This is a genomic window from Streptomyces panaciradicis (assembly GCF_023516615.1).
Classification (GTDB): Bacteria; Actinomycetota; Actinomycetes; order Streptomycetales; family Streptomycetaceae; genus Streptomyces; species Streptomyces panaciradicis.
Window position 1 is genome coordinate 85,490 of record NZ_JAMGBF010000034.1, and the last position, 26,919, is coordinate 112,408.

At 68.4% G+C, this 26,919-nt stretch carries 16 protein-coding genes, 1 other RNA gene and 1 pseudogene; 8 read left to right on the plus strand and 10 right to left on the minus strand.

Annotated features, from left to right (window positions below):
- Window position 1: 1 nt before the first annotated feature.
- Window positions 2–628 (minus strand): bifunctional 4-hydroxy-2-oxoglutarate aldolase/2-dehydro-3-deoxy-phosphogluconate aldolase, encoded by a 627-nt coding sequence (locus M8J74_RS14275; protein WP_249836744.1) that lies wholly within the window; start codon window positions 626–628, stop codon window positions 2–4.
- 74 nt (window positions 629–702) lie between these two features.
- Window positions 703–1,485, minus strand: coding sequence for a peroxide stress protein YaaA (gene yaaA, locus M8J74_RS14280; protein WP_249836745.1), 783 nt, complete (start codon window positions 1,483–1,485; stop codon window positions 703–705).
- 65 nt (window positions 1,486–1,550) lie between these two features.
- Here yaaA and M8J74_RS14285 point away from each other — a divergent pair, with 65 nt between their 5' ends.
- From M8J74_RS14285 to rnpB, 5 genes and pseudogenes are all read left to right on the plus strand, one after another.
- Complete coding sequence (locus M8J74_RS14285; RefSeq protein ID WP_249836746.1) at window positions 1,551–2,984, plus strand: RNB domain-containing ribonuclease; 1,434 nt, start codon at window positions 1,551–1,553, stop codon at window positions 2,982–2,984.
- A 100-nt stretch (window positions 2,985–3,084) separates the two neighbouring features.
- The gene (locus M8J74_RS14290) at window positions 3,085–3,681 is read left to right on the plus strand and encodes a Uma2 family endonuclease (RefSeq protein ID WP_249836785.1); all 597 of its coding nucleotides are present in this window, start codon (window positions 3,085–3,087) and stop codon (window positions 3,679–3,681) included.
- 103 nt (window positions 3,682–3,784) lie between these two features.
- Complete coding sequence (locus M8J74_RS14295; RefSeq protein WP_249836786.1) at window positions 3,785–4,546, plus strand: helix-turn-helix domain-containing protein; 762 nt, start codon at window positions 3,785–3,787, stop codon at window positions 4,544–4,546.
- A gap of 85 nt (window positions 4,547–4,631) precedes the next feature.
- A pseudogene (locus M8J74_RS45010) lies at window positions 4,632–5,354 on the plus strand (DMT family transporter); the annotation flags it as partial.
- Window positions 5,355–5,466: 112 nt separating this feature from the next.
- Window positions 5,467–5,869, plus strand: an RNA gene (gene rnpB / locus M8J74_RS14305) — RNase P RNA component class A.
- 112 nt (window positions 5,870–5,981) lie between these two features.
- Here rnpB and M8J74_RS14310 read toward each other — a convergent pair.
- Both M8J74_RS14310 and brxD read right to left on the minus strand, forming a co-directional pair.
- Window positions 5,982–8,087, minus strand: a complete 2,106-nt coding sequence (locus tag M8J74_RS14310; protein ID WP_249836787.1) for a DEAD/DEAH box helicase — start codon at window positions 8,085–8,087, stop codon at window positions 5,982–5,984.
- A 20-nt stretch (window positions 8,088–8,107) separates the two neighbouring features.
- Window positions 8,108–9,445 (minus strand): BREX system ATP-binding protein BrxD, encoded by a 1,338-nt coding sequence (gene brxD, locus M8J74_RS14315; protein ID WP_249836748.1) that lies wholly within the window; start codon window positions 9,443–9,445, stop codon window positions 8,108–8,110.
- Window positions 9,446–9,663: 218 nt separating this feature from the next.
- On the opposite strand from brxD, the gene M8J74_RS14320 reads away from it, so the two are divergent.
- The gene (locus M8J74_RS14320; protein ID WP_249836749.1) at window positions 9,664–11,472 is read left to right on the plus strand and encodes a GmrSD restriction endonuclease domain-containing protein; all 1,809 of its coding nucleotides are present in this window, start codon (window positions 9,664–9,666) and stop codon (window positions 11,470–11,472) included.
- Between the two features lie 7 nt (window positions 11,473–11,479).
- A complete protein-coding gene (locus M8J74_RS14325) occupies window positions 11,480–12,532 on the plus strand; it encodes a CBS domain-containing protein (protein ID WP_249836750.1) in 1,053 nt (350 codons plus the stop codon).
- Window positions 12,533–12,587: 55 nt separating this feature from the next.
- Here the strand turns inward: M8J74_RS14325 and pglZ are convergent, their stop codons facing one another.
- The 5 genes from pglZ to M8J74_RS14350 all read right to left on the minus strand — a co-directional run bounded on the left by pglZ (window position 12,588) and on the right by M8J74_RS14350 (window position 22,313).
- On the minus strand, window positions 12,588–15,482 hold the full coding sequence (gene pglZ, locus M8J74_RS14330) for a BREX-2 system phosphatase PglZ (RefSeq protein ID WP_372500178.1): 2,895 nt from the start codon (window positions 15,480–15,482) through the stop codon (window positions 12,588–12,590).
- 34 nt (window positions 15,483–15,516) lie between these two features.
- Window positions 15,517–19,443, minus strand: a complete 3,927-nt coding sequence (pglY, locus tag M8J74_RS14335) for a BREX-2 system ATPase PglY (RefSeq protein ID WP_249836752.1) — start codon at window positions 19,441–19,443, stop codon at window positions 15,517–15,519.
- 192 nt (window positions 19,444–19,635) lie between these two features.
- Window positions 19,636–21,081: an ATP-binding protein gene (locus M8J74_RS14340; RefSeq protein ID WP_249836753.1), complete on the minus strand. Its 1,446-nt coding sequence runs from the start codon at window positions 21,079–21,081 to the stop codon at window positions 19,636–19,638.
- Window positions 21,082–21,228: 147 nt separating this feature from the next.
- Complete coding sequence (locus M8J74_RS14345; protein WP_249836754.1) at window positions 21,229–21,432, minus strand: DUF397 domain-containing protein; 204 nt, start codon at window positions 21,430–21,432, stop codon at window positions 21,229–21,231.
- Entirely contained in the window at window positions 21,429–22,313 is an 885-nt protein-coding gene (locus M8J74_RS14350; RefSeq protein ID WP_249836755.1) for a helix-turn-helix domain-containing protein, read from the minus strand. The genes M8J74_RS14345 and M8J74_RS14350 overlap by 4 nt, the downstream gene beginning before the upstream one ends.
- A 199-nt stretch (window positions 22,314–22,512) precedes the next feature.
- Between M8J74_RS14350 and M8J74_RS14355 the strand changes: the two genes are divergently transcribed.
- A complete protein-coding gene (locus tag M8J74_RS14355) occupies window positions 22,513–23,166 on the plus strand; it encodes an ATP-binding protein (RefSeq protein WP_283948148.1) in 654 nt (217 codons plus the stop codon).
- Here M8J74_RS14355 and pglX read toward each other — a convergent pair whose 3' ends face one another.
- Window positions 23,167–26,910, minus strand: a complete 3,744-nt coding sequence (pglX, locus tag M8J74_RS14360) for a BREX-2 system adenine-specific DNA-methyltransferase PglX (RefSeq protein WP_372500179.1) — start codon at window positions 26,908–26,910, stop codon at window positions 23,167–23,169.
- Window positions 26,911–26,919: the final 9 nt, after the last annotated feature.

A 26,919-nucleotide genomic window follows, 5' to 3' on the forward strand; every position in this document is an offset into this window, starting at 1 on the left:
GTCACGCTCCCCTCTGCAGCCCCGCCGCCTCGCGGGCCAGCGCCTCGATCCGCCCCCAGTCGCGGGCCGCGACGGCGTCCGCGGGGAGCATCCAACTGCCGCCGACACAGCCGACGTTGGGCAGCGCCAGATAGTCGGGGGCGTCGTCCGGCCCGATCCCCCCGGTCGGACAGAACCGGGCCTGCGGCAACGGCCCGGCCAGCGACCGCAGATACGCCGTACCGCCCGCCGCCCGCGCCGGGAAGAACTTCATCTCCCGCACCCCGCGTTCCAGCAGCGCCACGACCTCCGACGTGGTCGACACCCCCGGCAGGAACGGCACCCCGGACGCCCGCATCGCCTCCAGCAGTACGTCCGTCCAGCCCGGGCTCACCAGGAACCGCGCCCCGGCCGCCACCGACTCCCTCACCTGCTCCGGCGTGATCACGGTCCCCGCCCCGACCACCGCGTCCGGCACCTCGGCGGCGATCGCCCGGATCGCGTCCGGCGCGACCGGCGTCCGCAACGTCACCTCGACGGCGGGCAGCCCGCCCGCGACGAGCGCCCGCGCGAGCGGTACGGCGTCCGCCGCGTCCTCGATGACGACGACGGGGACGACGGGGGCGAGATCGAGCAACGACGAGAGCATGCCGACATCGTGCCCGCGCGGTGCATCCTGCGCAAAGGGCGTTGCGCATGCTGCAATGGCCGTGTTCGGTCGGCTCAGTGCACCTTGTCCACCAGCACGTCGAGCATCCACGGCTTCCCGGCGCCCTTCGGGGGCTCGACCTCCACCACGTACCCGAGGTCCCGCAGCGCCTCGACCAGCCCGGCCGGGTCCTTCGGCGCGGCCCCGGCCGTCAGCAGGCTCCGTACGATCCGCCCCTTCGTCGCCTTGTTGAAGTGGCTGACCACCTTCCGGGTCGGCGCGTGCAGCACCCGCACGCTCGCCGTCCGGCCCGCGACCTCGCCCTTCGGCTTCCACGCGGCCGCGTAGGCGGAGGACCGCAGATCGAGGACGAGCCCGTCACCGGCGGCCTCGGGCAGCGCGGCCGCCATGGGGGTGCGCCAGTGCCCGCCGAGCGCGCCGAGACCGGGCAGCTTCACGCCCATCGAGCACCGGTAGGAGGGAATCCGGTCGGTCACCCGCACGGCGCCCCAGAGCCCGGAGAAGACGAGCAGCGACCGGGCGGCCCGCTTCTTCGCGGCGGCGTCGAGGGAGGCGAGGCCGAGGGCGTCGTACAGCACGCCCGTGTAGATCTCCCCGGCGGGCCGGGCCCCGGCGCTCGGCAGCCCGGCGTTCTTCGCGACCTCGCCCCGCAGCCCCTCGCTCAGCCCGAGCACCTCGCGCGCCTTGTCCTCGTCCCCGGCGCACAGCTCCACGAGCTCCCCGAGCACGGCCGCACGGGCCTCCGTCAGCCCCGGCAGGGACAGCGACTCCAGCTTCAGCGGGGCGCCACGGCCGGAGGACGCCTTGCCTTCGGAGGGCGGCAGCAGGACAAGCACGGAAGATCTCCTTACGGTTGAGCTCCCGCACAGCGTACGGCGCCGGATTTCCTTACCCTCCCTGTATGCCCCGCCGCCACATCCGCGTGACCGGTGCCCCCGAAGCCCCTCTCCGGGCCGCCCTCACCGCCCTGCGCGCCGAACTCGCCCTCCCCGAGCGCTACCCGCCCGAGGCCCTGGCCGAGGCGGAACACGCCGCGAACGCCCCGACGCTCCCGGCCCTGGACGCCACGGACATCCCCCTCTTCACCATCGACCCGCCCGCCTCCACCGACCTCGACCAGGCGATGCACCTCTCCCGGCACGGCACCGGCTACCGCGTCCGGTACGCCATCGCCGACGTCGCCGCCTTCGTCGTACCCGGCGGAGCACTGGACGCGGAGACGCACCGGCGGGTGACGACCCTCTACTTCCCGGACGAGAAGATCCCGCTCCACCCCGAGGTGCTGAGCGAGGCCGCGGCCAGCCTGCTGCCGAACGTGACCCGACCCGCCGCCCTCTGGACGATCGACCTCGACGCGGACGGCCGCACCCACGCCGTCGACGTCCGCCGCGCGGTTGTCCGCAGCCGAGCCAAGCTGGACTACGCCGCCGCACAGAAACAGATCGACGAGAAGACAGCCGAGGAACCACTGGCGTTGCTGAAGGAGATCGGCGAGCTGCGGGAGCGCCTGGAGGTGGAGCGCGGCGGGATCTCGCTGAACGTGCCCGAGCAGGAGATCGTCGAGCGCGACCACACCTACGAGCTCTCCTACCGCGCCCCGCTCCCCGCCGACGGCTGGAACGCGCAGCTCTCCCTCCTGACCGGCATGGCGGCGGCCGACCTGATGCTGACGGCGGGCACGGGCATCCTCCGCACCCTCCCCGCCGCCCCCGACGGAGCGGTCGGCCGCCTGCGCCGCACCGCGCACGCGCTGCACATCGACTGGCCGCACCACGTGTCCTACGCGCAACTCATCCGCTCCCTCGACCCGCACGACCCGCGCCACGCCGCCTTCCTCCAGGAGTGCACGACCCTGCTGCGTGGCGCCGGCTACACCGTCTTCCGCGACGGCGTCCTCCCCGCCATCACCACCCACGCCGCGGTCGCAGCCCCCTACACCCACTGCACGGCCCCTCTACGCCGCCTGGCCGACCGCTACGCGTCGGAGATCTGCCTGGCGGCGGTGTCCGGCGACCCCCCGCCCGCCTGGGTCCTCGCCGCCCTCGACACGCTGCCCCACGAAATGGCCGACGGCACCCGCCGCGCCGGAACGGTCGAGCGGGAGTGCGTCGACATCGTGGAGGCGGCGCTGCTGGCGGGGCGGGTGGGGGAGGTGTTCGAGGGCTGCGTGGTCGACGTGGACGACCGCCAACCGACCGTCGGCACGGTCCAGCTGGAGTCCCCGGCGGTGATCGGCCGCATCGACGGCGAGCACCTGCCCCTGGGCGAACGCCTCCGCGTCCGCCTCACCCAGGCGGACCCGGGGGATGCGAAGGTGCGCTTCGCGCCGGCGTGAGCCGTCGGACTGAGGGCCTGGCGTCGCGCAGGGTCCCGTACAGGTGAACTTTCCCGGCGCCGTCCTCAGCCGGGGGGAGCGGCCGTATTGCATGGAAACCATGGTGCCGATCCACCCCATTCACCCCATCCATCCCATCGACTCGATCACACAGGGGCTCTTGCTCGACTGGTTCGTCGAACTCGACACCCCGGAGGGCATCCGGGCGGAGCTCATCGAGGGGGAGGTCGTGGTGACGCCGGTGCCGGACGGACACCACGAGCACTGCATCAGCCGCATCGTCGGCCAGATCTACAAGCGAACCGCGATCGAGACGCAGTTCTCCGCGAACAAGGGGCTGAAGCTGGGAACCGCGGACGGCTGCCCGCAGGATCATGTGATTCCGGACGGCACCTTCGTGCCGGACTCACTGCGGCTCTACCGCGGAGCGGACCCCTGGATGCCCTGCGCTGGAGTCACCATGGTGCTGGAGGTCACGAACCGAAGGCCGGAGATCGACCGGGAGACCAAGCGCCGCTGCTACGCCCGCGCCGACATCCCCCTCTACCTTCTCGTCGACCGTGAGACCGCGCGGATCAGCTTGTTCACGGCCCCGGAGTCGGGCGAGTACCAGGATCTCCAGACTGTGGCCTTCGGCAGACCCCTCCGCCTCCCCGAACCCTTCGCCTTCGACCTGGAGACCACGGACTTTCTCTGACCCTTCCGGCGTTGCACCCTGTGGACGACGGACAGGGGGACGGGGCGTGGAACAGGCACGGTGGACCAGGGCGCGGCTGGGCCGCTGCGGACCGCAGCTCGACATGCTCACGGCCCGCTTCCGCCGGCACGTCTACTGCCCGCACGCCCACGACGAGTACACGATCGGCGTGTGCGTGGCCGGCTCCGAGGTCATCGACTACCGCGGCGGCCGCATCCGCCCCGGCCCCGGCTCCATCGTCGTCCTGGCCCCCGGCGAGATGCACACGGGCGGCCCCGGCAACTCCACCGACGGCTACGCCTACCGCGCCCTGTACGCGGAACCGTCGCTGCTGACGGAAGGCACCCTCGGCGGCCTCCCGCACTTCCACGAGCCGCTCATCGACGACCCCGAACTGGCCGCGGCCTTCCGCCTCACCCACACTGACCTGGGCACCTGCCCCGATCCACTGGAGGCGGAGTCCCGCCTGCCCTGGCTCCTCACTGCCCTGGCCCGCCGCCACTCCACGGCCCGCCCGGTGCCGGACACGGTCCCCGGCGCGGGCGGCATCGCCCTCGCCGTCCGGGACCGCCTGGCCGACGAACTGCTCTCACCCCCGTCCCTGGCCGACCTCGCCACCGACCTCGGCCTGTCCCGCTACCAGCTCCTGCGCGCCTTCCGCACGACGATGGGCGTGCCGCCGTACGCCTGGCTGGCCCAGTACCGGGTCGCCCGGGCCCGGGGGCTGCTGGAGTCGGGCCTGCGCCCGGCCGAGGTCGCCGCGCTGGTCGGCTTCGCGGACCAGGCGCACCTGACGCGCTGGTTCCGGCGGGTGCTGGGGGTGACGCCGGCGGCGTACCGCAACAGCGTTCAAGACGGCCGTTAGGGGATGGGCCGAAACTCGCCGTATGACTGCACGCGGCTGGTTCCTGTTCTCCCTGATGGGAGTCGTCTGGGGCATCCCCTACCTGATGATCAAGGTGGCGGTGGACGCTCCGCTGTCCCCGTCCGTGGTGGTGTTCACGCGCTGTGCGCTGGGCGCCGCGCTCCTGCTCCCCTTCGCTCTGCGACAGGGGGGCCTGGTGAGGACGGTCCGTACCCACTGGCTGCCGATGCTGGCCTTCGCGTGCATAGAGATCATCGGCCCGTGGTTCACGCTGACGGATGCCGAGCGGCACCTGTCCAGTTCGACGGCGGGCCTGCTGATCGCGGGCGTACCGATCGTCGGAGTGGCCCTGGCCCGCTTCTTCGGCGACACGGAGCACCTGGGCGTACGACGGATGACGGGACTGGCGCTGGGGCTGGCGGGAGTCGCGGTGCTCACGGTCCCGCACCTGACGGGTGGCGACGCGCTCTCGCTGGCCGAAGTACTGCTGACGGTCGTGGGCTACGCGACGGCCCCGCTGATAGCGGCCCGCTGGCTGAAGGACGTCTCCACCTTCCAGCTCATCACCCCCTGCCTGGCGCTGGCGGCAATCGTGTACGCGGGGCCGGCCGCGGTGACCCGGCCGTCCGAGATGCCGTCGGCCTCGGTGCTGGCGGCTCTCGCCGGCCTGGGCGTGATCTGCACGGCGCTCGCCTTCGTGGCGTTCCTGGAGCTGATCAAGGAGGTGGGCCCGACGCGCGCGACGGTCTTCACGTACGTCAACCCGGCGGTGGCGGTCGCGGCGGGAGCGCTGTTCCTGGGCGAGGACCTGACCTGGGGCATCGGGGCGGCGTTCGCGCTGATCCTGGCGGGCTCGGTCCTCGCCACGACAACTGGTCGGACGCGTCCGACCCGCCCGGTAACATGGTCGACACGGCAGACGAGCCGGGCGGACGGCCGCGTGGAGTCCCCTTGAGGGGCTTCCCGAGGAACGTCCGGGCTCCACAGGGCAGGGTGGTGGCTAACGGCCACCCGGGGTGACCCGCGGGACAGTGCCACAGAAAGCAAACCGCCGGGGGCTTCGGCCCTCGGTAAGGGTGAAACGGTGGTGTAAGAGACCACCAGTGCCCAGGGTGACCTGGGCAGCTAGGTAAACCCCACCCGGAGCAAGGTCAAGAGGGAGCACCCCGGTGCTCCTGCGGGGACGTTCGAGGGCTGCCCGCCCGAGTCCCCGGGTAGACCGCACGAGGCCGGCGGCAACGCCGGCCCTAGATGGATGGCCGTCGCCCCGGCCCCCGCGAGGGAACCGGGGAACAGAACCCGGCGTACAGCCCGACTCGTCTGCTGCTCAAAAGCGTGCACCGGGAATCCTCGGAATTGACCGGCGCAAGACCACCCTTGCGGCACCGGAAGATTTGTGCGGGAGTCGTGTTGCGCCAATGAAGCGCCCCCACCCTCACTTGACCGTGAACCTGACTGTTTCACGGAGCGCGGCGGATGCACCGCCTAGGTCGGCCAGCCGAGCCGCGAGCGTGGCCTCAGCCAAGCGAGGCGGAAGGGCCACGCCGAACTTCAGTCCCGTCAGTGCGCGAGGGTCCACAGCTGGGAGGCTCAAGTGATCGGCGGCGTCCGCAGTGGCCTTTTGCCACTCCTGGGGAGTGATGTCCTCGCGCAGTCGGACGTATGTGTCCGTAGGGCGCTGCAAGGGGTCGGCGATGCCAGAGAGAGTCGCGGCCAGGGTGGCGTTGGCGCGATAGCCTGCCCATGTCCACCACCGCACGTTCGTGTCGTGGCCTCCGCGCATGATGACAGTGCGGTTGCGGCACACAAGTTCGCTGTTCTCATCGCGCATACGCGCAAGGGTGCTTTCGGCACGGCGGGTGAGCCTCACCGGCGGGGTGGCACCGAGCAAGACCTCTCGGGCGGCCCGCGTCAGCTCGTACGACGCAGTGCGAGTCAGGCCGATGCCGCCCCAGCGGGCCCTCCCGCCGCTTTCCACCGGCTCGACGAAGCAGCGGCGGCGCGACCAGTCGATGTACGTCACCTGCCAGCTGCGCCCGGCGAGGAGAAGTCGGCGCGGGCCGACGACCTCGTCAGTGAGCAGCACCGGATCCGTGGTGCCAATCTCCGTGCGGCCCGATAGCACGGTGAATTCCGGAGCGGCGGTGAAGACGGCGGTGAGGTCCATGAAATGGCGGTAGCCGAACCGTTTTTCGGCCTCAGGACCTACGAAGAGAAGCTCGCCGTCCCGCTCCAGGTAACCCTCCCCGACCAGATGGCGAACGATCGGCTCGGCGGGTCGGCCGAACGGACCGAGGCCTCCCCACCACTCCTGCCACAGTCGGTCACCGACCTGGTGCTCCTGCAGGCACAGAGCGAGCACCTGTTGCGCGACGATGTGCCGGGGCTCGGGTGGAGCGGTGACCGGTTCCACCCAGCCGCGCGACCAGAGCAGCAGCAGAGCCGCCGCGGACAGCAGTCCGGAGTCGTCGGTGGCCAGGAACAGGCAATTGCGGACAGACCCCGGTCGTCGGCCGGTGCGCCCCAGTCGCTGCAAGAACGACGCCACAGTGCTTGGTGCGTCGATCTGGACGACCCGGTCGAGGTCGCCGACGTCGATGCCCAGCTCCAGGGTGCTGGTGGAGACGATCACGCAGTCGCGAGCCTCCGCAAACGCCTCTTCGGCTCGCCGTCGCTCGTCCACGGACAGCGATGCGTGGGAAAGGAAAGTGGTGATGCCCTTCGCACGCAGCGCCGCCCCGAGCTCCTCGACCTGTTTGCGTGATTCGCAGAACACCAGACGCTTCTCGCCTCGGTGCAATGCCGCGATCACTGTCGACGCATTGGCCAAAGACCCCACATAGTCGAGCTGGATGTCTCCAGGCGGAGGCAGCTCCTGCTGCTTCTCCTTCAGATGCGGAGCCACCACCTGGGCCTCGCGCTGTCCGGTCTTTGCGCCCTGTAGCCAGGAGAGCAGTTCGTCCGGGTTGCCCACTGTGGCGGACAGGCCGACTCGCTGAACCGGGCGTCCGGCCACCCGCTCCAGCCGCTCCAGCACGGCCAGCAGATGCCACCCTCGATCGTCGCCCGCGAAGGCGTGCACCTCGTCGACGACGATCGCCCGCAGACCGGAGAAGAAGGCTTGATGCTCGACGTTCGCACTGACCAGCATGGCCTCGAGGGACTCGGGGGTGGTCAGGAGTACGTCTGGTCGTTCGCGCAGGATGCGCTTACGGCGGAGATGTGTGACGTCTCCGTGCCAGAGCGCCGCTGTGCGCCCAAGCCATGAGGTGTACGTCTCCAGTCGGGGATGCAGGTTGTTGAGCAGTGCCTTCAGGGGGCAAACGTAGAGAACTGAAGTGCCGTCCCATTTCTCCTGTGCCATCCGCGAGAGCAGAGGAAAGAAAGCGGCCTCGGTCTTCCCTCCAGCGGTCGGGGCGATCAGTACTGCGTCCGCGCCGTTTGTCAGGGGGGCGATCGCCTCCTCCTGGAGGGAACGGAGTCCGGGCCAGCCCAGAGTGTTCACGATGTGGTGAACCAAGCCCGGATGAAGTTGATCCATCGGGTCCGGCGCGACATCGCTCACGGCAGGTCCAGTTCCACGCTGTCGGCACTGTCGACCGCGGCAGCGTTGCGCTCCACCTCGGTCAGTTCCGATGCATTGACGGTGAGTGCGTAGTGCTCGCGCGGGTCGAAATCCTCGAACTGGTCGATGCGGTCGAGTACGTCACCCACCAGCTTCTTGAGGAACAGCCGCGGGGCGACCCCCACCTTGCCTCCCAGCGCCCCGCCCACAGCCTTGGCCAGATCGGCAACGTAGCCGTCATCCGCCACTTCTCTGATTCGTTCAGCGACCGGCGAACCGGATGCATACAGGTCCCGGATGGTCAGGCCGAGTGCGATCAGTGAGTCCTGGGTGAAGCCCGGCAGTCTGAGCTGTACGGCGCGCGGGTTGTCGAAGCGCGGGTCAGTGGTGAAGTCGGTGGCCAGGCGCTGTGCCAGCGGGGCCAGGCGTTGCACCCCCTGCCTACCGTCGAAGAACGCAGGCGTACCAGTGACCAGCAGGTAGAGGCCGGGGAAGCGTCCGGAGTGCACTTCGTCGATGAGCTGACGCAGTGCGTTCAAGGCCTTGTCACGGGCGTCCGAGCGGACCCGCTGCAGAGTCTCGACCTCGTCCAGGACGACGAGCAACCCCGACTGGCCAGAGTCGTGTAGCACTGTGAGCAGCCCCTGGAGAAAACCAAGTGCCCCGAAGTGATCGAGGTCGCCGCGCACGCCGGCCCCCCTGCGGGCAGCCGCTGCCACGTGGGGCTGTCCGCCGAGCCAGGCCATGACCGCCGAGGCGGTGGCTTCGTCGCCCGCGGCGACTGCGGCCCGGTATCCACGCAGAGCCGTCGCGAACGACGGGGCGTGCCGAGACACCTCGCTCAGCCGGGAAGTCATCAGCTTCTCCACCTGGGCGGGCAGGTTTTCCTCGGTAGCTCCGTCGGCCAGCGCATCCTCCTCCAGGACGTAGAACCACGCGTCCACAACCGGTCGGAGCGCGCTCGGCGGGAAACTGGACGTGGTGAGCCGTTCCGTGAGACGGCGGTAGACGGTCTCGAGTTTGTGCAGTGGCGTCTCGGTTTCCGAGATCTGGATCTCGGCGACGGCGAGGTTACGCCTCTTGGCCCGCTCACCGAGCCACCGCGCGAAGAAGGTCTTGCCCGACCCGTACTCGCCTCGCACCGCCTTGAACACCGAGGCTCCGGACACGACGGCATCGAGTTCCGCGTCGAGCGCGGACTCGAACCGGTCCAGGCCGGTCGCCAGCAGACCCAGTCCGTTTTCCGGAACGGCGCCTCGGCGCAGGGCATCGATCACGTCGCGACGCCGAGCGGCACTGACGGGTCCGTTTCCAGCGGGGCTGTCTGTCCTCACCCGGACAGTCTCCCATTTGGCCGGATAGGGGGTGACCGCACCGTAAGGTACGCGGCCGGAAGTTCGGGTGTCTCACCTGCGGAGCAAGCTCCACGTCCTGTCGCCCATACAGGTTGACAACGGTCTTGACTGAGTTCAACTCCGTTGATGCAATGGCATGTTCACCGCCGGTGACCGGTGGCGACTCGCCGTTCAGGTTCAACACGGGAAGACACAGCGTGGCACTCGACAGTCTGAAACTCAGCGACGCTCTCGCGGACGTCGCTTCCGGCGCGTTACAGCTCCCAGACTTCCAACGTGAGTGGAAGTGGGACGACGAGCGCATCAGGGCCCTCATCGCGACAGTGACACTCGACTATCCGCTCGGCGTGGTGATGGCGCTGCAGACCAACGGCACGTCACTGTTCCGCACCCGGACGCTCAAGGGGGCCGAGGATGCGCAGGCCAGGGTGCCCGAGCTCCTGCTGCTCGACGGACAGCAGCGCCTGACCTCCCTCTTCCAGGCACTCCACCGCGATCGTCCGGTCGAGACAGTGGACGCGCGGGGGAAGGAGCTGAGGCGCTGGTACTACATCGACATCGAGAAGGCCATCGGGACGCCGGCCGACCGCGACGACGCCATCGTCTCCGTGCCGGAAGACAAGATCCTCAAGACCGGCTTCAACCGCAGGGAAGTCGTGGACCTCAGCACCGTCGAAGGCGAGTGCGGGGCCGGCTACTTCCCGCTCCACTTCGTTTTCGACACGGAGCGGGTGAACGACTGGCACCAGGAGTTCGTGAAGGTCGACGTCACGAACTGGGGGCTGTGGGGTCAGTTCCAGGTCCACGTACTGAACCGCATGCAGTCGTTCCAGGTCCCGATGATCAAACTTGCGGCTTCCACGACCATGGACGCGGTCTGCGCGGTGTTCGAGCGGGTCAACACCGGTGGTGTGCCGCTCAACGTCTTCGAACTGCTGACAGCCACGTACGCGGGTAACCAGGAGTACGTGGCACAGCACGGCGACTACTACAAGCTCCCGGACGTCTGGTTCGACATCAAGAAGAGCCTGGCCTCGTCGTACCCCGTGTTCGGACGCATGGAGGCCGGCGTCGAGGACGGACTCAGCAGCAGTGACTTCCTCCAGGCCGTGGCACTCGTCCGCACCTGGGAACGTAAGCGGCAGGAGCCGCGTGCTGCCGTCTCGTGCAAGCGCCGTGACCTGCTGGAACTACCGCTCACCGACTTCAGCCTGTTGGCTCCCCGCGTGGCTGAGGCTTTCGAGTGGGTCGGAGCATTTCTGGAGCGCCAGTGCATCGTGCGCGCCCCCGATCTGCCGTATCGCACGCAGCTCGTACCCTTGGCCGCCGTACGCACCATCCTGGGCGAGGAGACCGACAGCGAGGCAGCCGACGACCTGCTCACGCAGTGGTTCTGGTGCGGTGTCCTCGGCGAGATGTACGGCGGTTCGACGGAGAGCCGCTTCACCCGCGACGTGGAACAACTCATCGAGCGGCTGCGGGGCAACACGGAGGTGATTCCCGACACTATCGCCGAGGCGGCCTTCCTGGACGATCGGCTGGACACGCTCAGCACTCGCAACAGCGCCGCCTACAAGGGCATTTACGCCCTCCTGGTCAAGCAGGGGGCGGTCGACTGGTACTTCACCGAAGCACCCCTGAATGCCGCGCGACTGGCCGAGTACAGCGTGGAGGTGCGCCAGATCTTCCCGAAGGCATGGATCGACAAGAACCAGCCCTCCTACAGCGGCAGGGCGAACTCGATCGTCAACAAGACGCCGCTGTCGCTGCGGGCCAGCAAAAGCATGGGCGGATCGCCGGCGGGTTATCTCAAGACGCTCGCACTTGAGTCGGGCATGCGCCTCGAGTGGTTCGACGACGTCGTTGCCACGCATCTGGTGGACCCTGCCGCATTGCACGCAGGCGACTTCGAGCAGTTCTACCAGAGCAGGGCGAAGCAGCTGCTGGAGCTGGTCATGTCGGCCATGGGCAAGCGCACCGTCTTCCGCGACACGAAGGCCGGGTGAGGTGCTCGTGCTCCGGACACCTCCCGATGATGAGCTGCTGGCGTTCAAAGGCCGGCGCGTACCTCTCATCGAGCTGCTGACCTGCTTCAACACCCGGTTCCGCAACGACCAGGCAATCCTGCTCATCGAGCAGCGGCTGAAGGAAGTCGGTCTCGCGACCCTGCCGTACTTCGCCACCTGCGGCAGCCAGTCCGAGATCCACATCGTCGCCCAGGGATCCGCAGCGACGGGTGACGGGGACGGCGCGGACGAGGAGCAGGAGGACGAGGCCGGGCTGCTGCCCGGTGCGCTGCCGCAGCAGCCCTTTCGTGTCGGTGACCTTCCGAGCGCCCACGCCGGGGTCGACTCGGTCACCTCTGCCTCGGACCTCACCGAGGCGACCTACATCATGCACACGAAGAACTACTCCCAGGTCCCGGTCCTGGAGGACCAGTACACGGTGACCGGTGTCGTCACCTGGCGCTCGGTGGCCAAGATGTACGGCACAGGGGCGACCGTGGCGTTGGCCAACGCGATTGTGGAGGACCCGCCGGTCGCGCATGCCCACGACGACTTCTTCGCCATGCTCCCCAATGTCTGCGAGCACGGATATGTGCTGGTCAGAGCCCACAACGGGCGAATCAGCGGCATCGTCACGGCCACGGACATCACCCAGCGCTTCGACGCCACGGCGTGGCCGTTCTTCGTCGTGGGCGAGATCGAACTCCGGTTGCGCAAGTGCCTTGGTGCAAAGCTGAGCGAGGACGCCATCCGCAAGGTGCAGCGGAACGACAACAAGACAGGGAAGATCACGGACCTCACATTCGGCCAGTACGTGATACTCCTCGATGGTGACCAGCGGAACAAGAACGGACAGCGACTGGAACAGAAGTGCGCTGAGGCGGACCAGAACTGGCAGGCTCTCGGCTGGTCCGGAGTGAACCAGGTCCAGTTCGTGCACCAGCTCAACCGGGTGCGCAACATCCGGAACCAGATCGCGCACTTCGACGCGGAGCCGCTGTCGCCACAGCGGAGCGAGGAACTGCGCCAGTTCGTGGGACTGCTGCGCCAGCTCACCTGACGAACGGCGAGCCGGTCCTGGATATCACCTCCAGGACCGGCTCACGGTCCTCTGCTCAGCTCAGTTCGAACTGGTCCCGCAGCAGTCCGGTGTGCAGTCGTAGGGTTCGCCCGTCCGGCAGTGTTTCCAGTACCTGGACACCGTCGTGGTTGAGCAACTGCCGTAGCACGGCCGCGAAGCCGTCGGCCGGCCGGTTCGCGGGCAGCCCGACACGCTGGGCCAGAGCAGTCATCGGCAGCGTGCCGCCGGCGTCCAACAGGGCAAGTACGGCCTTCTCCACTCGCACGAGATCCGGTTTGCGGGCGAGCAGCTGCACCTGTGCCGTGAAGACCTCGGACCGGAGGAACGCCTCGACCAGGGCATCGCTCGGAGAGACGGGAGCTACGGAGAGCAGGGCTCCGTCCTCGGACTCCGCGGGGACGAGGGCCACATCGAACAGAGCCTCGTGGCTCCTGGCGAGTTCCGCCTCGTTCTTGCTCCGCTTGGCGGGCTTCTTCGATGCCGGTGCCGGAACCGCGGCGGCCTGAGGACGCGGAGACTGCTCCTGTGCCTGCGGGGTCAGTGACCACCAGCTCGGCTGCTGGTTCCCCAGCTCCCGCCAGCCGCTCGGCGGCTTCGCCCCGAAGGGCAGGAAGGCCAGCACCGGGATGGCGAACTCGGCCAGGGACGCTCCACCGTGATAGCCGGCCTTGCGAGACGTGTAGCGGGTGTCGGCGTCCCAGAGCGCGACGATCTCGCTCTCCGGTTCCGGGTCGAGAACCCGAGGGCCCTTCAGCACGATTTCCTGCTCCACGAGCGGACCTCCTGGGCCGCGGTGCCGCGCGGACCGCACATCCTCGGCGTCCACCCGAGCCGACCGTCGATCGACGACATGGCCGTGGTCGCTGGTGAGGATCACCGCTCGGCCCTGGTCCGCGGCAGACCGAAGCAGTGCGCGCAGCCCTCCTATGTCGGACAACCGCCAGGCACCGTCACCGAGTTTCTGCTCGGAGGCCAGCCGGTCGTCCACGGTGTTGAGGACCACCGCCACATGCGTACGGTCGCCGACGAGCGCCTCGTGCAGCTCGGGCCCGAACGGCTCACCACTGGTCCCGGCGCGCAGATCGTCCTTGTGGAAGACCGCCACGTCCTCCCCGCCCCAGAAGCGGTGAGCGGGGAACAGCCTCTTCTCGTCGGCCTGCGTGCCCTTCATCAGCCGTGCTGCGAAGAGCGAGGTCCGCGACACAGAGGTGACCGTGGGGAGCGCGGCTGCCATCGCGCGGCGCCGCGGAGCGTCCTTCGCTCCGGGCAGCGGGTCGTACTCGACCCAGTGCTCGCGCAGTTGCTCGCCGAGCTCGGCGGCGACGGCGGCGCTCATGCCGTCGAGCACGAGGAGCAGCACTCTGCGCTCTCCGGCCTTCACGACCGGGGCGACGACCTCGGGGAGGAACGTCTCCACGGCCGGCATCGAGCCGGGACCACGGTCGGTCGCCGCCCGGGCGGCGAGCACCTGGGCGAAGTGCCGGTCGATCTCGCGTCGGCGGTCGCGCGCCGAGGTGCACAGAGCGTCGTACGCGGACCGGAGCGCCGGATCGGGATCGCCCCCGGACTCGATGTGTTCCAGTGCCAGGTCCACCCAGCCCGTCTCGGTGACGTGACGGGCGATGGCATCCGCCACCGTGCGGGTCTCTACCGGCGGGTCGGTCGCGAGCCAACGTGCCAGCCGCTGCGCCATGCGTGCCCGCTCGATACGGACGCTGTAGTCGGGATCCCGGGCGAGCCGGTGTCGGCTGAGGGCCTTCACCGCGGCTGTGATCCGCTCGGGGCCGCCGCTCGACAGCGCCTCGCCGACAGCGGTGAAGCGTGCTTCAAGTCCTGCCGCCAGTACGGGACTCGTCCCTGCAGCCCGCTCCGCCCCGAACTGGCGCGCAAGGGCGGCCGCCCGGTCGAGAACGAACCCGGTCAGCCGCCGGGCCTCCGCCGCCGTTTCGTCACTGTCCGACCGTCCCGTCAGCAGCAGGGCGGAGACGAACTCCTCGCAGGACCGTCCGAAGGCCGTAGCGAGGGCGTCCAGATGCTCACCCTCGGCGGGCGGCTCCTCTCCGAACCAGCGCTCGGCCCGCCCCCGGGCCCGGTAGTCCTCCGCGTCCGCAACGGCGTCGACGGGCCCCCACAGCGCCGCGCAGACCAGCCCGAACGCGACGGCGTCCGGCCCGTGTTCGGCCGTCACGAGGGCGAGCAGGGCCTGTCCCGCGCGCCCGGCCTGCTCCTCTTCGCCGAGGAACTGCACGAGCCCGGCTCGCTCGGGCGCTCGCAGCGCCAGGAGCCGTTCCGGGCCGCCAGGTACGAGAGACCACCGCAGCAGGGTGTGGATGTCCAGTTCGTCACCGGCTCCCGCCGCGGAGCGGGAGATTTCGGCGTCCGGGTCGTAGCGGCCGATTCCCAGCCGGCGCAGGGCGAGCGAGGTCAGTGCCTCGCGCCGCGACAGGACACCGCCCGCCAGCTTCGGCCATCCGCCGTGCGGGGGAGCGGCGTCCAGCAGGGCCTCGGCAGCCCAGTTCTCCTCGAACAGCCGGTGGTCGGAGGCGCCGGCACCGAAAGCCTCCCGTACGACGTCCCAGGTGTCGACGGCGTTGACCCGCTGCCGGTGCACCTTGGCCAGCAGATCGGGCCCGAGTTCGGCCTCCTCGCGGTCGGTCAGTACCACCAGCACGTCGGGCCCGGTGGCCGACGGCTTCTGGTGTGCGAGGAGCAGCTCGTACACGCCGAGGGGAGAGGGCGCCGCCGCGACCGTGGCCCGCCGCTGCTCACCCCACGGCAGCTCGTTGGGGCCGTCCCAGGAGGGCGCGGCCCGCAGCAGCACGACCCTGCGCTTGTCCGGCTTGAGGCCGGGCTGCGACGCCAGGTACTGGGTGATGGTCGCGGCGTTGAGCCGTACCGCGCTGGTGGTGGTCACGGCCGCTGTACTCACTGTTGCCACACCCTCTCCGCCTGCTGCCTTCCGCTCATTCCACAACCCGCCAGCTGATCTCGATCTCCGCGTCCGGCTCGGCAGCCGCCAGTTCGGCCAGTTCGGCCTTCAACTCGGCCAGCGCACGGGAGGCCGTGGTCCGGCCCCCGCCCGAGCGGCGTCCCGCACGTCGTCCGCCGTCGGTGCCAGGGTGGGTGGAGGGCACAGGCGGCCGGCTGGCGTCGGTGCTCAGGCTGATCGCGTCGGGCTTGGTGAGAGGTTCGGCCGGCGTGGGCGCGGCGTACGCCCTGCGCGGGTCGGCGGTGGGTGCCTGGCTGCGCTCGATGACGGCGACGATGGCGCGCCGTGCCTCCCGCAGCGCCTCCTTGAGGTCCTTGGTGCGCTGATCGACACGGGCCGCGCCGCGCAACTCCTCCAGCACCGCCTCGCCCTGCGGCCCGTAGTTGGGCGCGAGCTTGAGCATGTCCCAGGCCGCGGTGGCCAAGGCAGCCGCGACGGGCTCGGCCTGCTTGATCGACGCACCGTACCGGCTCGTCGGCACGTCGCCGAGATCGAAACCGGCGAAGGCGGAGATGACCTGCTTGGCCGCGGCGGAACCGCCACCCGGCCCCTGATCCAGCCCGCGCAGTTCGTCCAGCAGGTCCCGGGCCCGGCGGGCGATCGCCAGCCGGCCGGCCTCGTCGGTGCCGTCCAGACCGAGCAGCGTCGCGTGCTTCTCCAACTGCGCCACCAGGTCGGCCGCGTGCGGCTGGTAGGTGCGGGCCCGCTCGGTGATCCGCCGGGCGAACTGCCCGACCATCCGGCCCCGGCGCAGCCTGGGCGGTTCCTCCCCGAAGATCTCCCAGTAGCGGCGCCCCGCCTCTTCCCAGACGTTCTCCTCCGGCAGTGGCTGGGAACGCAGCGCGTCCTGCGGCTTGATCGCCGACAGCTCGGGCGAGGGGTCGAGCAGCGCACCGGCCCGTACCCAGACCCGGTCGTCCATCTCCGCGTACGACGCGATCACCAGATGGGCGAGGAACGGCTCCAGACCCATCGGCGCGGGACGGTCGATCCACTCGGTGAGCTGCACGACGCTGAGGTCACCGGGACCGGCCTCCCCGCGCGCCTGGAGGGCGAAGTGCTCCGGCCAGCGAGTGGAGAGCCGGAAGTACGCCTCCTTCTGCTGGCCGAGCCCCAGCGGCGCGGCGATGCGCCGCATGAGCGGACGCTCCTTGGCCGGGATCTCGGCCTGCCGTTCACCGGCCTCCGCGGCGGCCCGGATGTACCCGAACACTGCCCGCGCGTCGGCGAGCCGGACGACGGTACCCGTGCCTTCGGGATCGAAGTCCGGATGCGCGGGGAACTGGTGGGCCAGCAGCTTGCCCGCCACATGCCGGGCCGCGTCGTGCAGGGACTGCCCGATGGAGACGCGCAGTTCCGGCACGTCTGGCAACGGCTCCAGGTGCTCGTTGAAGTCCGGGTTGACATCGCCCGGCTTCTTGGCCGCAAGACCGTAGGCCTGCTTGAAGGCCGCCTTCACCGTCTTGGTCAGCGTCTCGCGCTGGTCTTCCAGCAGTGCCTTGGCGCGGGCCCGGTTGTCGGCGTTCAGGTGCTGCGCGTAGCTGGTGTCGAAGCGCCGCTGGTCGGCGAGGGCGTAGTGGATGACGACCAGCCGCTGGAAGTCCTGGAAGCGGCCGGCGGACAGATGGGTGGGAATCCATCCCACAGTCCGTGGCCGGTTCCCGGGAAGCCGGCGGAGCTCGGCCATGCGGTTGGCGTCCTCGCGCGGCCCGTACTCGCCCTCGTCGTACGGCAGATCGATGATCATCCGCCACAGCCCGTCCTGGCTGGGCGCGAAGTCGTGGTCCTGCAGGTCGTCGTGGTCGGCGATGTTGCCGAAGATGACCTCCACCGTGCGGTTCGAGCCGCGCCAGACGAACTTCAGCTCGTCCGCGGTGAGCCGTTCCTGGAGGTCGATGCCCAGCTCTTCGGCGAGGAGCCGCTTGGCGAGTGAGCGGCGGTTGGCCCGGTTGTTGTTGACGTTGGCGTTGGCGATGACGGAGTCCACGTCCACGCCGGCCAGCTCGAGCCGTACGCCCGGGTTGACCTTGGTGCCGGTGGGCTTGATCTCCGCGAAGCGCGCCGCCCACTCGTCGACCTTCGACTGGATCGCGCCGACCTCCGCGCCCGGGATCGGGGAGATGACCGAGCCGTGGTTGAGGGCCGCGAGCCGCCGGATCGTCAGGTCCCGCAGCGCGGGCACACTGGGCGCCAGCGCGGACAGCAGGAGCGTGCACATCAGCCGGTCGTCGCCCACGAACGCCTTGCACCGCTGGACGAGCCCCTGATCGGTGACGGTCTCGCGGCGGTGGCGGTAGCGCTCGATGTCCTCCTCGGTGACGTCGTACATCGCCAGGAGATACGGCCGCAGCTTGGTGCGGTACAGCTTGTCCGCGGCCTGGAACTCCACCTTCAGACTGTCGACGAACGGCCGGTCGCCGCCGTCGGCGATGACCGGGTAGAGGTCGCCGAGCGGGATGAGCTGCTCCAGCGTCGCGTCGTCGCGATGATCGGCCAGCAGCTGGCCCATCAGCTTCAGACCGGTACGGGAGCGCTGCAGCGCCGACGAGATGTGGACCAGGGTGTCCATGAACGAAGGGGAGAAGGGATACGTCAGCCGGAACGACGCCTCGTCGGCGCCGGTCGTCCCCTCGTCGGAGCCCAGCAGCACGTCCCACACCTGCGGCCCGACCCGCTTGATCTTCGCGAACGCCGCGTCGAGCTTGGCGGCGGCCTCCGCGTCCTTGGGCCTCAAGAGGCGGGCATGGGCGATCTGGGGGAGGTTGCGGTCCTCCAGCGTGATCTTGTCGAAGCGCCCGGACGCCAGGTTGAGACTGTCCTGGATCGCGGTCTCGGCCGCCCCGGAGACCTCCTGGCCGACCAGCTCCCGCAGATCGCGCTGCCGTGCGATGAACGACACGATCGGGATGGCGCGGCGGGAGTCCGCGCCCTCCACGAAGTTGGTGATCTTGTCGGCTTCGCGGGAGACGAACTTCTGGTCGTGGATGCGGTTGGCGAGCCAGAGGATCAGCTCGTCCATGAAGAGGATCAGCCCGTCGTACTTCAGCGACTTGGCATGCTCGGCGATGACGGCGAGGCCGGCGTCGAGCGAGATGAAGCCGTGCTCGTCCTCGGCGGCGTTCTTCGCGAAGCCGGGGAACCAACTGGTGCTCGCGTCGTGCACCAGCTTGGCGCGCAGCTCGGCCGGGGTGGTCGGGTTGACCAGGTTGAGGTTGACCTCGGCGCCGTCCAGCTCCTCGGCGGCGAGGGCGGTGTCGAGGAGCGCCGGGGTCCAGGCGAAGGAGTCCCCCCACTCGTCGTCGGTATCGACGGGGTCTCCGTCGGCCGCGGCTCCGGCAAGCCCTTCGATGAACTTGTCGTCGCCCATACGATCCCGCAACGCGCGGATGTCCGCGAAGAGGGAGTCGGTCCGGTAGACCTGCGGCGTGGGCGCATCGGAATGCAGCGCCTTGACGTGACTGACGTACCCGCCGAGCACCCGCTGCTCCAGGGACTTGGCCCCGAGCATGTGGTACGGCACGAGCAGGAACCGCTTCCCGTCGGTGCTCAGCCATTCGTGCTTGGCCAGCACCGGATCGAAATCGGCCCGGGCGCGCGCGGCCTCGTCGCCCCGGAGCAGGGCGTGCAGCACGGCCATGAAGTGCGACTTACCGGAACCGAACGAGCCGTGCAGATACGCGGCCTTCGACGTCTGCCCGTCCAGCGCGGTCTTGATCAGACTCAGCGCCTCGTCGAAGTTCTCGAGAAGGCGCTCGGTGACGACGTAGTCCCGCAGCGCCCGTTCAGCGCCCTCCGGGGTGACGGCCTCGGCCAGCTTCAGGACGAAGTCCGACGTGGAGATGGACGTCTTGATGTCGATGACATCGCGGAGGAGGGGGGCCGTGGCGGCGGTCGGGGCCATCTCTGTCTCGCGTCTCCTGTTTTCCGTGTACTGCGTCTACGTCCACCGGGCAGCGCGGCGCGTCCCCCCGTCGACCGGAACGGCGTGCGATGCCCGCACCGCACGCTGCTCCGGAAGCACCGTCCGCCACGGTTCACCCATGTGGGGACGGTCTCCGATCGTATCGGGCGTCTCTGACATGGGGGAGGGAGCTCACGCAGCGGAAGCCCAGGCCTCCATCAGATGCTCGGGCCCGTACGTGGCCGCCAGCCCGTCCACCGAGAACCCGGAGCGGGACACCGCCACCAGCGGAGTGTCCTCGTCGGCACCGGGTACGACGAGAGCGTCCCGGGCCAGCGCGGCCAGGGCGCGACGGTCGAAGGTGCCGTGCTCGTGCCACTTGATCGAGCCGACGAACTCGATCTCGCGCGCCGGCGACCGGTCCGCCCCCACGAGGTCGACCTCGGGGTTGTTGGTACGGGGCCACCAGCCGCCCACTTCTCTCACCTGCGGCCACGTGTCGTCGGGCAGCAGTCGGGCCAGGGACTCGCGTACGACGGGTTCGATCGCCCGCCCGCGCCACGAGGTCCATCCACGTTCGACCGCCTCGACCACGATCCGGCTGCGCCCGCGCTCGATCTCCGGGATCCCCTGCTCGAGGAAGGCCAGCCAGAAACGGAGGTAGGGGTCGGCGACGCGGTAGCGGCGGTCGCGGTCTCCGGGGTGAGTGGAGAGAGGGGTGTCGACGGCGATGAGCCGCTTGTCCGCGAGGGTGCGCAGGGCGGGGTTGAGCGAGCCGGGCGGGAGCGGTCGATCGGCCGCCCCGGCTTTCGCGGCGATCGTTCCGAAGGTCCGCTCACCGCTGCCGATCACGGAGAGCACGTGCCTGGCCTGGAGGGCGGTCGGGAATTCGGCGGCCAGTGCCCGCTCGGCGGAGACGAGGAGGGGGGAGGTGGGGTCGTCGAGGGCACGGGAGAGGAAGTCGGTGCGGCTCTCGCCTTCATGCCACTCCTGGCAGATGAGCGGCAGGCCGCCGGTGATCAGATGGGCGTCGAAGGCGTCAGCGGCCGGGAGCCCGGTCATGGCCATGACCTCGGAGGGGGAGAGGGGCGCGAGGACCATCTCGACCCCTCGCTGATGGAAGGGGCGGCCGTAGGCGGAGAGCTGTTCCATCATGGCCAGGTCGCTGCCGATGAGGATGAGCAGCACGGGCTTCCGGCTCAGCACCCGGTCCCACACGGTCTGCAGGGTGCCTTCCAGGACCGGGTCGCCTTCGAGCATCCACGGCAGCTCGTCGAGTACGACGATGCTGGGGGCGTCGTCCGGGAGTACGGCGGCGAGCTGGCGCAGGGCGGTGTCCCATTCGGCGACGGTCGTGACGCCGGCGAGGAGGGCGGTGTCGGGCAGCGAGGAGTCCCTGACCTCGGCGAGGAAGCGGGCCCGTTCCCGTTGGGGGTCCTCGCCTCGGGTGGCCTGGTGGACGACGTAGGGCACCTGGGCGCGCTCACAGAAGAGGTCCACGAGCCGCGATTTCCCGACGCGACGTCGGCCGCGGAGGAGCAGGGCACGGCCGCGCTGGTCGCCTCGGCCGTCGCGTACCCAGGCGAGGTGGCGGTTCAGGGTGGCCAGCTCGGATGTGCGGCCTACGAAGCCTGGCATGGGGTCACCTTCCGAGCTTGCTCGTGTCGAACATACTCAAGTAAACCATAGTATGGAGAAAACGAGTAATGAATGGTGACCGTGAGTGATGGGCGCGGGTGAACTGGAAGACGGTGAAGGGCGGGCCGGCCTCGAGGGTGATCGGGTTCAGGTCAGGTGGGCGATGAATGCACGCCAGGCGTGGGGGGCGAAGGCGATCACTGGGCCGGCGGGGCGCTTGCTGTCGCGGACCGGTATGAGTGCGGGGGTGCCGTCGGCGATCTCGACGCACTCGTTGTTGCCGCCGCTGTAGGTGCTGCTGCGCCATTTTGCGCCCGACAGGTCCAGCGTGCTGTGGCGTGCGCTATTCATGCTCTGTGCTCCTTGGCCCTGCGTCGGATGACGGCTCGGGATTCCATCGGAGAGAGCGCGGACGTGCGAGCGGCGTCGAACAGATCTTGGTATCGGGCGACTTCCGCCTCCCGCTCCAGCCAGATGGAGCCGGTTGGGTTGTCCGCCAGCACCACGTCGAGCGCTGCCTCCTCTGAGAAACCCAGTACTACGTACGGGCCGAACATACTCGCGTGTGCTCCGCGCGAGAACGGCAGGACCTGGATGGTCACGTTGGGCTGCTCGGAGGTCGCCAGGAGGTGCTCCAACTGTGCCTGCATCACATGAGGGCCGCCGACCTGTTGGAGGAGAACGGCCTCCGACAGCACTGCCCAGAGACGCAAAGGGGAGTCGCCAGTGAGGCGCTCCTGTCGGGCGAGGCGAACCTGGACGAACTTTTCGATCTCGTCGGCTGTCTGCCATTGTCGTGAGGCCACCGTCACGGCACGGACGTACTCCGGGGTCTGGAGCAGGCCGGGAACCAACTGCGCCTGGAACGTGCGGATCTCTCCAGCCATGGCTTCCAGCGCGATGTAGTCGCGGTACGTGTCGGCGAGGACGGATCCGTACTGGTTCCACCATCCTTGCCTGCGACGGCGGTTGGCCTTGCGGGCCAGCGCTCCCAGTCGCTCGCGAAGCTCAGGATCCGCCACCTCGTAGGCGTGCAGCATCGCGGTCAGGTCCGGGAGTCGGACGGCCACTCGACCGTTCTCGATCCGGCTGATCTTGCCCTTGGTGCAGTCGAGGGCTTCAGCAGCCTGATTGGTGGTCAGCCCTGCCGCCTCCCGCAACCGGCGTAGCTCGTCGCCAAGTTGGCGGCCGAGCACGGTCGAGGGGTTCGGGGTGGTGCTCTTCGCAAGCATGCCAACACCTTTAGCAGAGCCGTGGATGCGTCAGGGTTGTATTAACCCGGAAGGAGGAAGATTGAGGCCATCTCAGTCGGCAACGTTGCAGATTCGGATGGTGCGCATACATTCTGCTGGCCATGGACATCGGCGCCCCATGGCTCGACTTGCTGTCTCTATGGGGCTCCGGCCGCGCGTCGACCCTCTGGGGGCTGCCATGGCTGCACCGAATGAAGTCACCTTCCGGTTAACTCGTTGCCGTCGCAGCGTGCCCCGATCGCGAGCAATGGCGTATGCCGTGCTCATCGGCTGGGGCGTCAGCCAAGACGTCCTGGAGTCAGCAGAGTTGGTGCTCTCGGAATTGGTGACCAACGCGTTGCGAGTACGTGTGCCGGGTGACCGGCAGGTGGGCGTCCGGATCGCGCGATCCCTGGAGGACGGCCTACTGCGGCTGGAAGTCAGCGACGCGGGCTCGGGCAGGCCCGAAGTGCGGAAGCCCGGTGACGAGGAGACAGGCGGGCGCGGGCTGTTGCTCGTGGAGGCGTTGGCCCACCGCTGGGGAGTTGATGAGCGCGCGGGCGGGATCGGGAAGACCGTGTGGGCCGAGCTGAAAGCGCCGGACATCGTGGCTGAACCCGACGGGCGGGAGGTCGCGGCTGTCATGGTGCGGCCTGGCCAGCTAGTGCGAGTGTGGGGTGAGTGGCGCACTGTCCGTACGGTGCGCACTGAGTCGTACGCGGCTGGTGGGCTCGCCGTTGTGCTTGGACTGGACGAGGGCCCGGCGCTACGGGTACACGCGGCAGAACCGTTGACCATGCGAGACGTTGGCGTGCCCTCCACGCGGGCGAGAGGGGAGGGCACGCCGGGGTGATCAGCCCTTGGTTGACTTCCCGGGACGCCACGCGCGCAAGTCGTCGTCGGTCAGACCATGTTCACCCTGCTTGGTCGCCCGGTAGCCCGCGAAGAAGGCTGCGGGGGAGCCGCCGTACAGGGCGTCGAATTCGTCGTGCCACTGGTTGAGCCAGGGCTGAAGTTCGAGGAGGCCGGCGAGCAGCGGGGTCATCTGCTCGTCGGACAGCTCGTCGTGGTTTGTGAAGTACGTGCTGAGTGCCTGGGCCTGCTCACGGTGATCCCAGCCCGCCCAGCCGAAGAGGTGCGGGGTGCCGGAGATCGCGCCGGTGGTGTAGGAGATGAACCGCTCCTTCGGCACGTCCAGCTTCCCGCGGGCGCGCCAGTAGGACGGCTTGAGGAAGTCGGCCGATGTGTATTTCGGCGGTACGGGGATTGAATCCCGGATCCTTCGCTTGGCGGGCTCGTCCGGGGCGGCGTCTTCCTGACGCTGGAGATCCCAGACATGCTCCCAGTCGGCGCGCTTCCTCAAGCCGGTGGACTTGTAGCGCAGGGCGGCAAGGAAGGGGACATGTTCGTTGGCGAGGAGATCCGCGACGACGGTCGCCAGCTCTTTGCGGGGTGCGTACAACTCGGCGACGGAGACGAAGTCCTCGTCGAGGGAGAGAGCGGAGGTGAGCTGAGCACGGGTGAGGATGGTCGGCTGGCCGTCCTCGAACCAGAGTTCGCGGTTCTCGATGCGGTCGAGAAGCCAGGAGCGCAGGGCCTTGTCCTGGAGGGCGTCCCAACCTTCGGTCGCCCACCGGCGCTTGTACTCGGGGCGCTCGACCATGCCGATGGCGCGGGACGACTCGATGACGTCGATGCGCTTCTGGACAGTGGCCTTGTACGCGTCGGACCAGTGGTCGGGCAGGTTGGTGATGGGGGTGGACCCATGTCGCTCGAACCACTCGTCGGATGCCTCACCCTTCTCGACCCGCCGAGCGAGCACGATCTCGAAGGCCCGCTCGCCGAGGGCGAGTTCGGGGACTTCGGCCTCGGGGGCACGGAGGTCTTCGGAGTGCAGGTTGTAGAGAGAATAGACCTGCCAGTCGAGCTCCTCCTGGAGGGCGATCATGCGGGCACGAGTGTTCTCCCACGTGACGCGAGCTTCCCGGAGTTTGGGGGCGCTCGGGGGCGACGAGCTGGAAGTGGTTAGCGCGGCAGGCTCGGTGGCAGAAAGGGCTTGGGCAAGGGTGTCCAGTGCAGTGCCGAGCGCGGTGGGGTAGGCGACGGGCAGAGGGAAGTCTTCGACGTTGGTACCGGTGAACTCATAGCGTTCCTCCCATGCTTCGCTTTGGATGCCGCGACCGAGTCCACTCCCCCCCTTACCTTGACTCACCTGCTTGAGCCAGAAACAGGCGGTGGAGCTGTTGAGCAGCCCCAGCAATTTGAGATAATCTCCCTCCACGGCATCATCCCGCAGTTTAATCACTGGTGCAGTGCGATTGAAAAGGCGTGCGTCGCGATCGAAGACGAAGTGGTTGTGGGTCGCGACAAAGGCGAATCCGATGCCGAATTTGTTATTCAGCTTGCTCGGGTAATTTTCAAGATGGACGTACCATGCTCGCCCATTTTGTGTGAGTGTTTTCCCGAAGATCTTCCGGTTGCGAAGTCGAGTCCTGTCACGCCACAGGTGTTGAGTGACTAGTGGATGCCTTGGATCGGAAAGATGTGAATTCTTGTGATCCGTGTAAGGATTGCTAACCGGGATTTCATGGTCGAATTTGAAATCCCGAACAAACTCTCCTGCGATCAATGGTCGGGTGTGCTCGCCGTGCCCATAGCGACTGGCTGTTTCGCTGTCTGGCCAAAAGAAAATGTCATCTGCTCCAGTGGATGTCGTGCGCCCGACACTTGCGCTGATGCTGCCGAGTTTCAGATTTGCCGCAGACGTAATTTGCTCCACCATTTCAAGGCCGCCGTCTGCCAAGATCCATGGTTGCTTTCCGAAGTAGCGCTCACGCGTCAGATCGTCGACGGATACCCATTGGCTGGCTGAGCCGGGTCTGTCGATTTGGTCGACTATTGCATCCCAGACGAGCCCATTCTCTCCATCCTCTGGAATTTTAGGCTCGCCCTGGACTCCGCGCACAGTGCGGATAATCTCGGCACGTGCGTTGCCAGACCGTCGGCGGCCAATCAGGATTACCGTAGGGGTGCCATGCTCAGGAATATAAGCCCCCGAAGTGTCGATTACTTCCGTCAGCTCGACCTTGTGTGCAAAGTACTCCTCGATCAGCCTGGTTCCGAATTCTCGCTTCATGAAGGAGTTCGCGGTGATTTGGCCAACCATGCCGTACCCGCGCCCGTCAGGATTCCCTGCTTTTGCCAGCTGAAAAAACCGCTCAGCGAAAGGAACCGATAGGGCATATGACCCTGCGCAGGATGCGTAGAGCTTCCGGTAAAGCTTATTCAGGTTGGCGTCTGCGACCTGAATGTAAGGTGGATTCCCCACCACGACGTCATATCGCCCCTGTTCCAGAATCCCGGGATGCGCATCCAAGTCCTCCGTGGCGTAGGAGAACTCTGCAAGTGGATCCCCCGACTCTTCGTCGCCCAGAGTCAGTTCAAGCTGGCGAGCCTTGATCAGCGAGTCGCCCACCGCCAGATGGATCGGCCAGTCGTACCGCCCTGCCTCTTCCAGCGTCCGTACCCCGGACACTGCCATCGCCGCCACCAACAACCGGAACCGCGCGATAGCCACCGCGAACGGATTGATGTCCACCCCGTGCACGGAGTTCAACGCATACCGCACCCGCTCATGCACGTCTCGCCCAGGCTCCCGCTCCGCCCAAAGCCGGACCATCCTCCTGAACGCGCCCAGCACAAAGTGCCCCGACCCACACGTAGGGTCGATCATCTTCAGTTCGCCGAACCGCCCGCCCAGCTCCCGCACCACCGGATTCATCGTCCGGTCGAGGATGAACTCCTCCACGAATTCCGGGGTCTGAAGCAGCGCATACGTCTTCCGAGCTGCCTCCGACAGGTCCTGGTACAGGTCGCCCAGGAACCGCGTATCCCACCCCTTCGTCCCGTCCTCGTTAAGCGGGTCGGTGAAGTCGTGGACCAGCTCTCCGTCCTCCCCCCGCTCCCGCCAGAACTCCACCAGCGCCCGCGCCCCGTCGTGCGAGACCGGGATCTGATACAGCGGATTGCGCCGCTTGTCGAACAGCAGCTTGCCGGCCTGCCCGGAGCCCAGCTCCGCGAACGCCCGCTCCAGCCACCCTCGGTACGTCGGGTCCTGCTCATCCTCCACGTACTGCCGGTACCGGGCCTCCGCCAGATCCCACCGCTCGGCGTCCGGGCCTGTGAGGTACGGCTCCGGGATCAGGCGGTTGTCCTCGCAGAACCGTACGAACACCGTGCCCAGCACCCACGCCACCGCGACCTGGGTGATCCGCTCGTCCAGCCACGCGCTCCAAGTCGCCCCCGTACGACCGAGCTTGAATGCCTGGTCGTATTCAGCCCGCAGCCTCCCAGCGACAGCCTCCGCCGCCCGCACCAGCTCGGCACGCTCCTCCGGCAGCTCAGCCAGCCGCCCCTCCAGCCAGGCATCCCACTTCGGGCTCCCCTTGGGATCGGCCTTCTGTAGCTTGCCGTACTCCGTGCGCAGTGGCTTCAGGACGGTCTCGCCGTCCCGTACCTGCTGGCCGAGGTCGACCTCGACCGCCTTCACCTGCTTGATCAGGTCCGTCAGCAGTGCCTTGGACTTGCGGTCGATCACCTGGTCACG

What these genes read in the sequence shown, in the direction of transcription:
- M8J74_RS14275 (WP_249836744.1), bottom strand. Translation starts at nt 628, where the DNA reads ATGCTCTCGTCGTTGCTCGATCTCGCCCCCGTCGTCCCCGTCGTCGTC.
- M8J74_RS14285 (WP_249836746.1), top strand. Translation starts at nt 1,551, where the DNA reads ATGCCCCGCCGCCACATCCGCGTGACCGGTGCCCCCGAAGCCCCTCTC.
- M8J74_RS14290 (WP_249836785.1), top strand. Translation starts at nt 3,085, where the DNA reads ATGGTGCCGATCCACCCCATTCACCCCATCCATCCCATCGACTCGATC.
- M8J74_RS14295 (WP_249836786.1), top strand. Translation starts at nt 3,785, where the DNA reads ATGCTCACGGCCCGCTTCCGCCGGCACGTCTACTGCCCGCACGCCCAC.
- M8J74_RS14310 (WP_249836787.1), bottom strand. Translation starts at nt 8,087, where the DNA reads ATGGATCAACTTCATCCGGGCTTGGTTCACCACATCGTGAACACTCTG.
- pglY (WP_249836752.1), bottom strand. Translation starts at nt 19,443, where the DNA reads ATGGCCCCGACCGCCGCCACGGCCCCCCTCCTCCGCGATGTCATCGAC.
- M8J74_RS14340 (WP_249836753.1), bottom strand. Translation starts at nt 21,081, where the DNA reads ATGCCAGGCTTCGTAGGCCGCACATCCGAGCTGGCCACCCTGAACCGC.
- M8J74_RS14345 (WP_249836754.1), bottom strand. Translation starts at nt 21,432, where the DNA reads ATGAATAGCGCACGCCACAGCACGCTGGACCTGTCGGGCGCAAAATGG.
- M8J74_RS14350 (WP_249836755.1), bottom strand. Translation starts at nt 22,313, where the DNA reads ATGCTTGCGAAGAGCACCACCCCGAACCCCTCGACCGTGCTCGGCCGC.
- M8J74_RS14355 (WP_283948148.1), top strand. Translation starts at nt 22,513, where the DNA reads ATGGCTGCACCGAATGAAGTCACCTTCCGGTTAACTCGTTGCCGTCGC.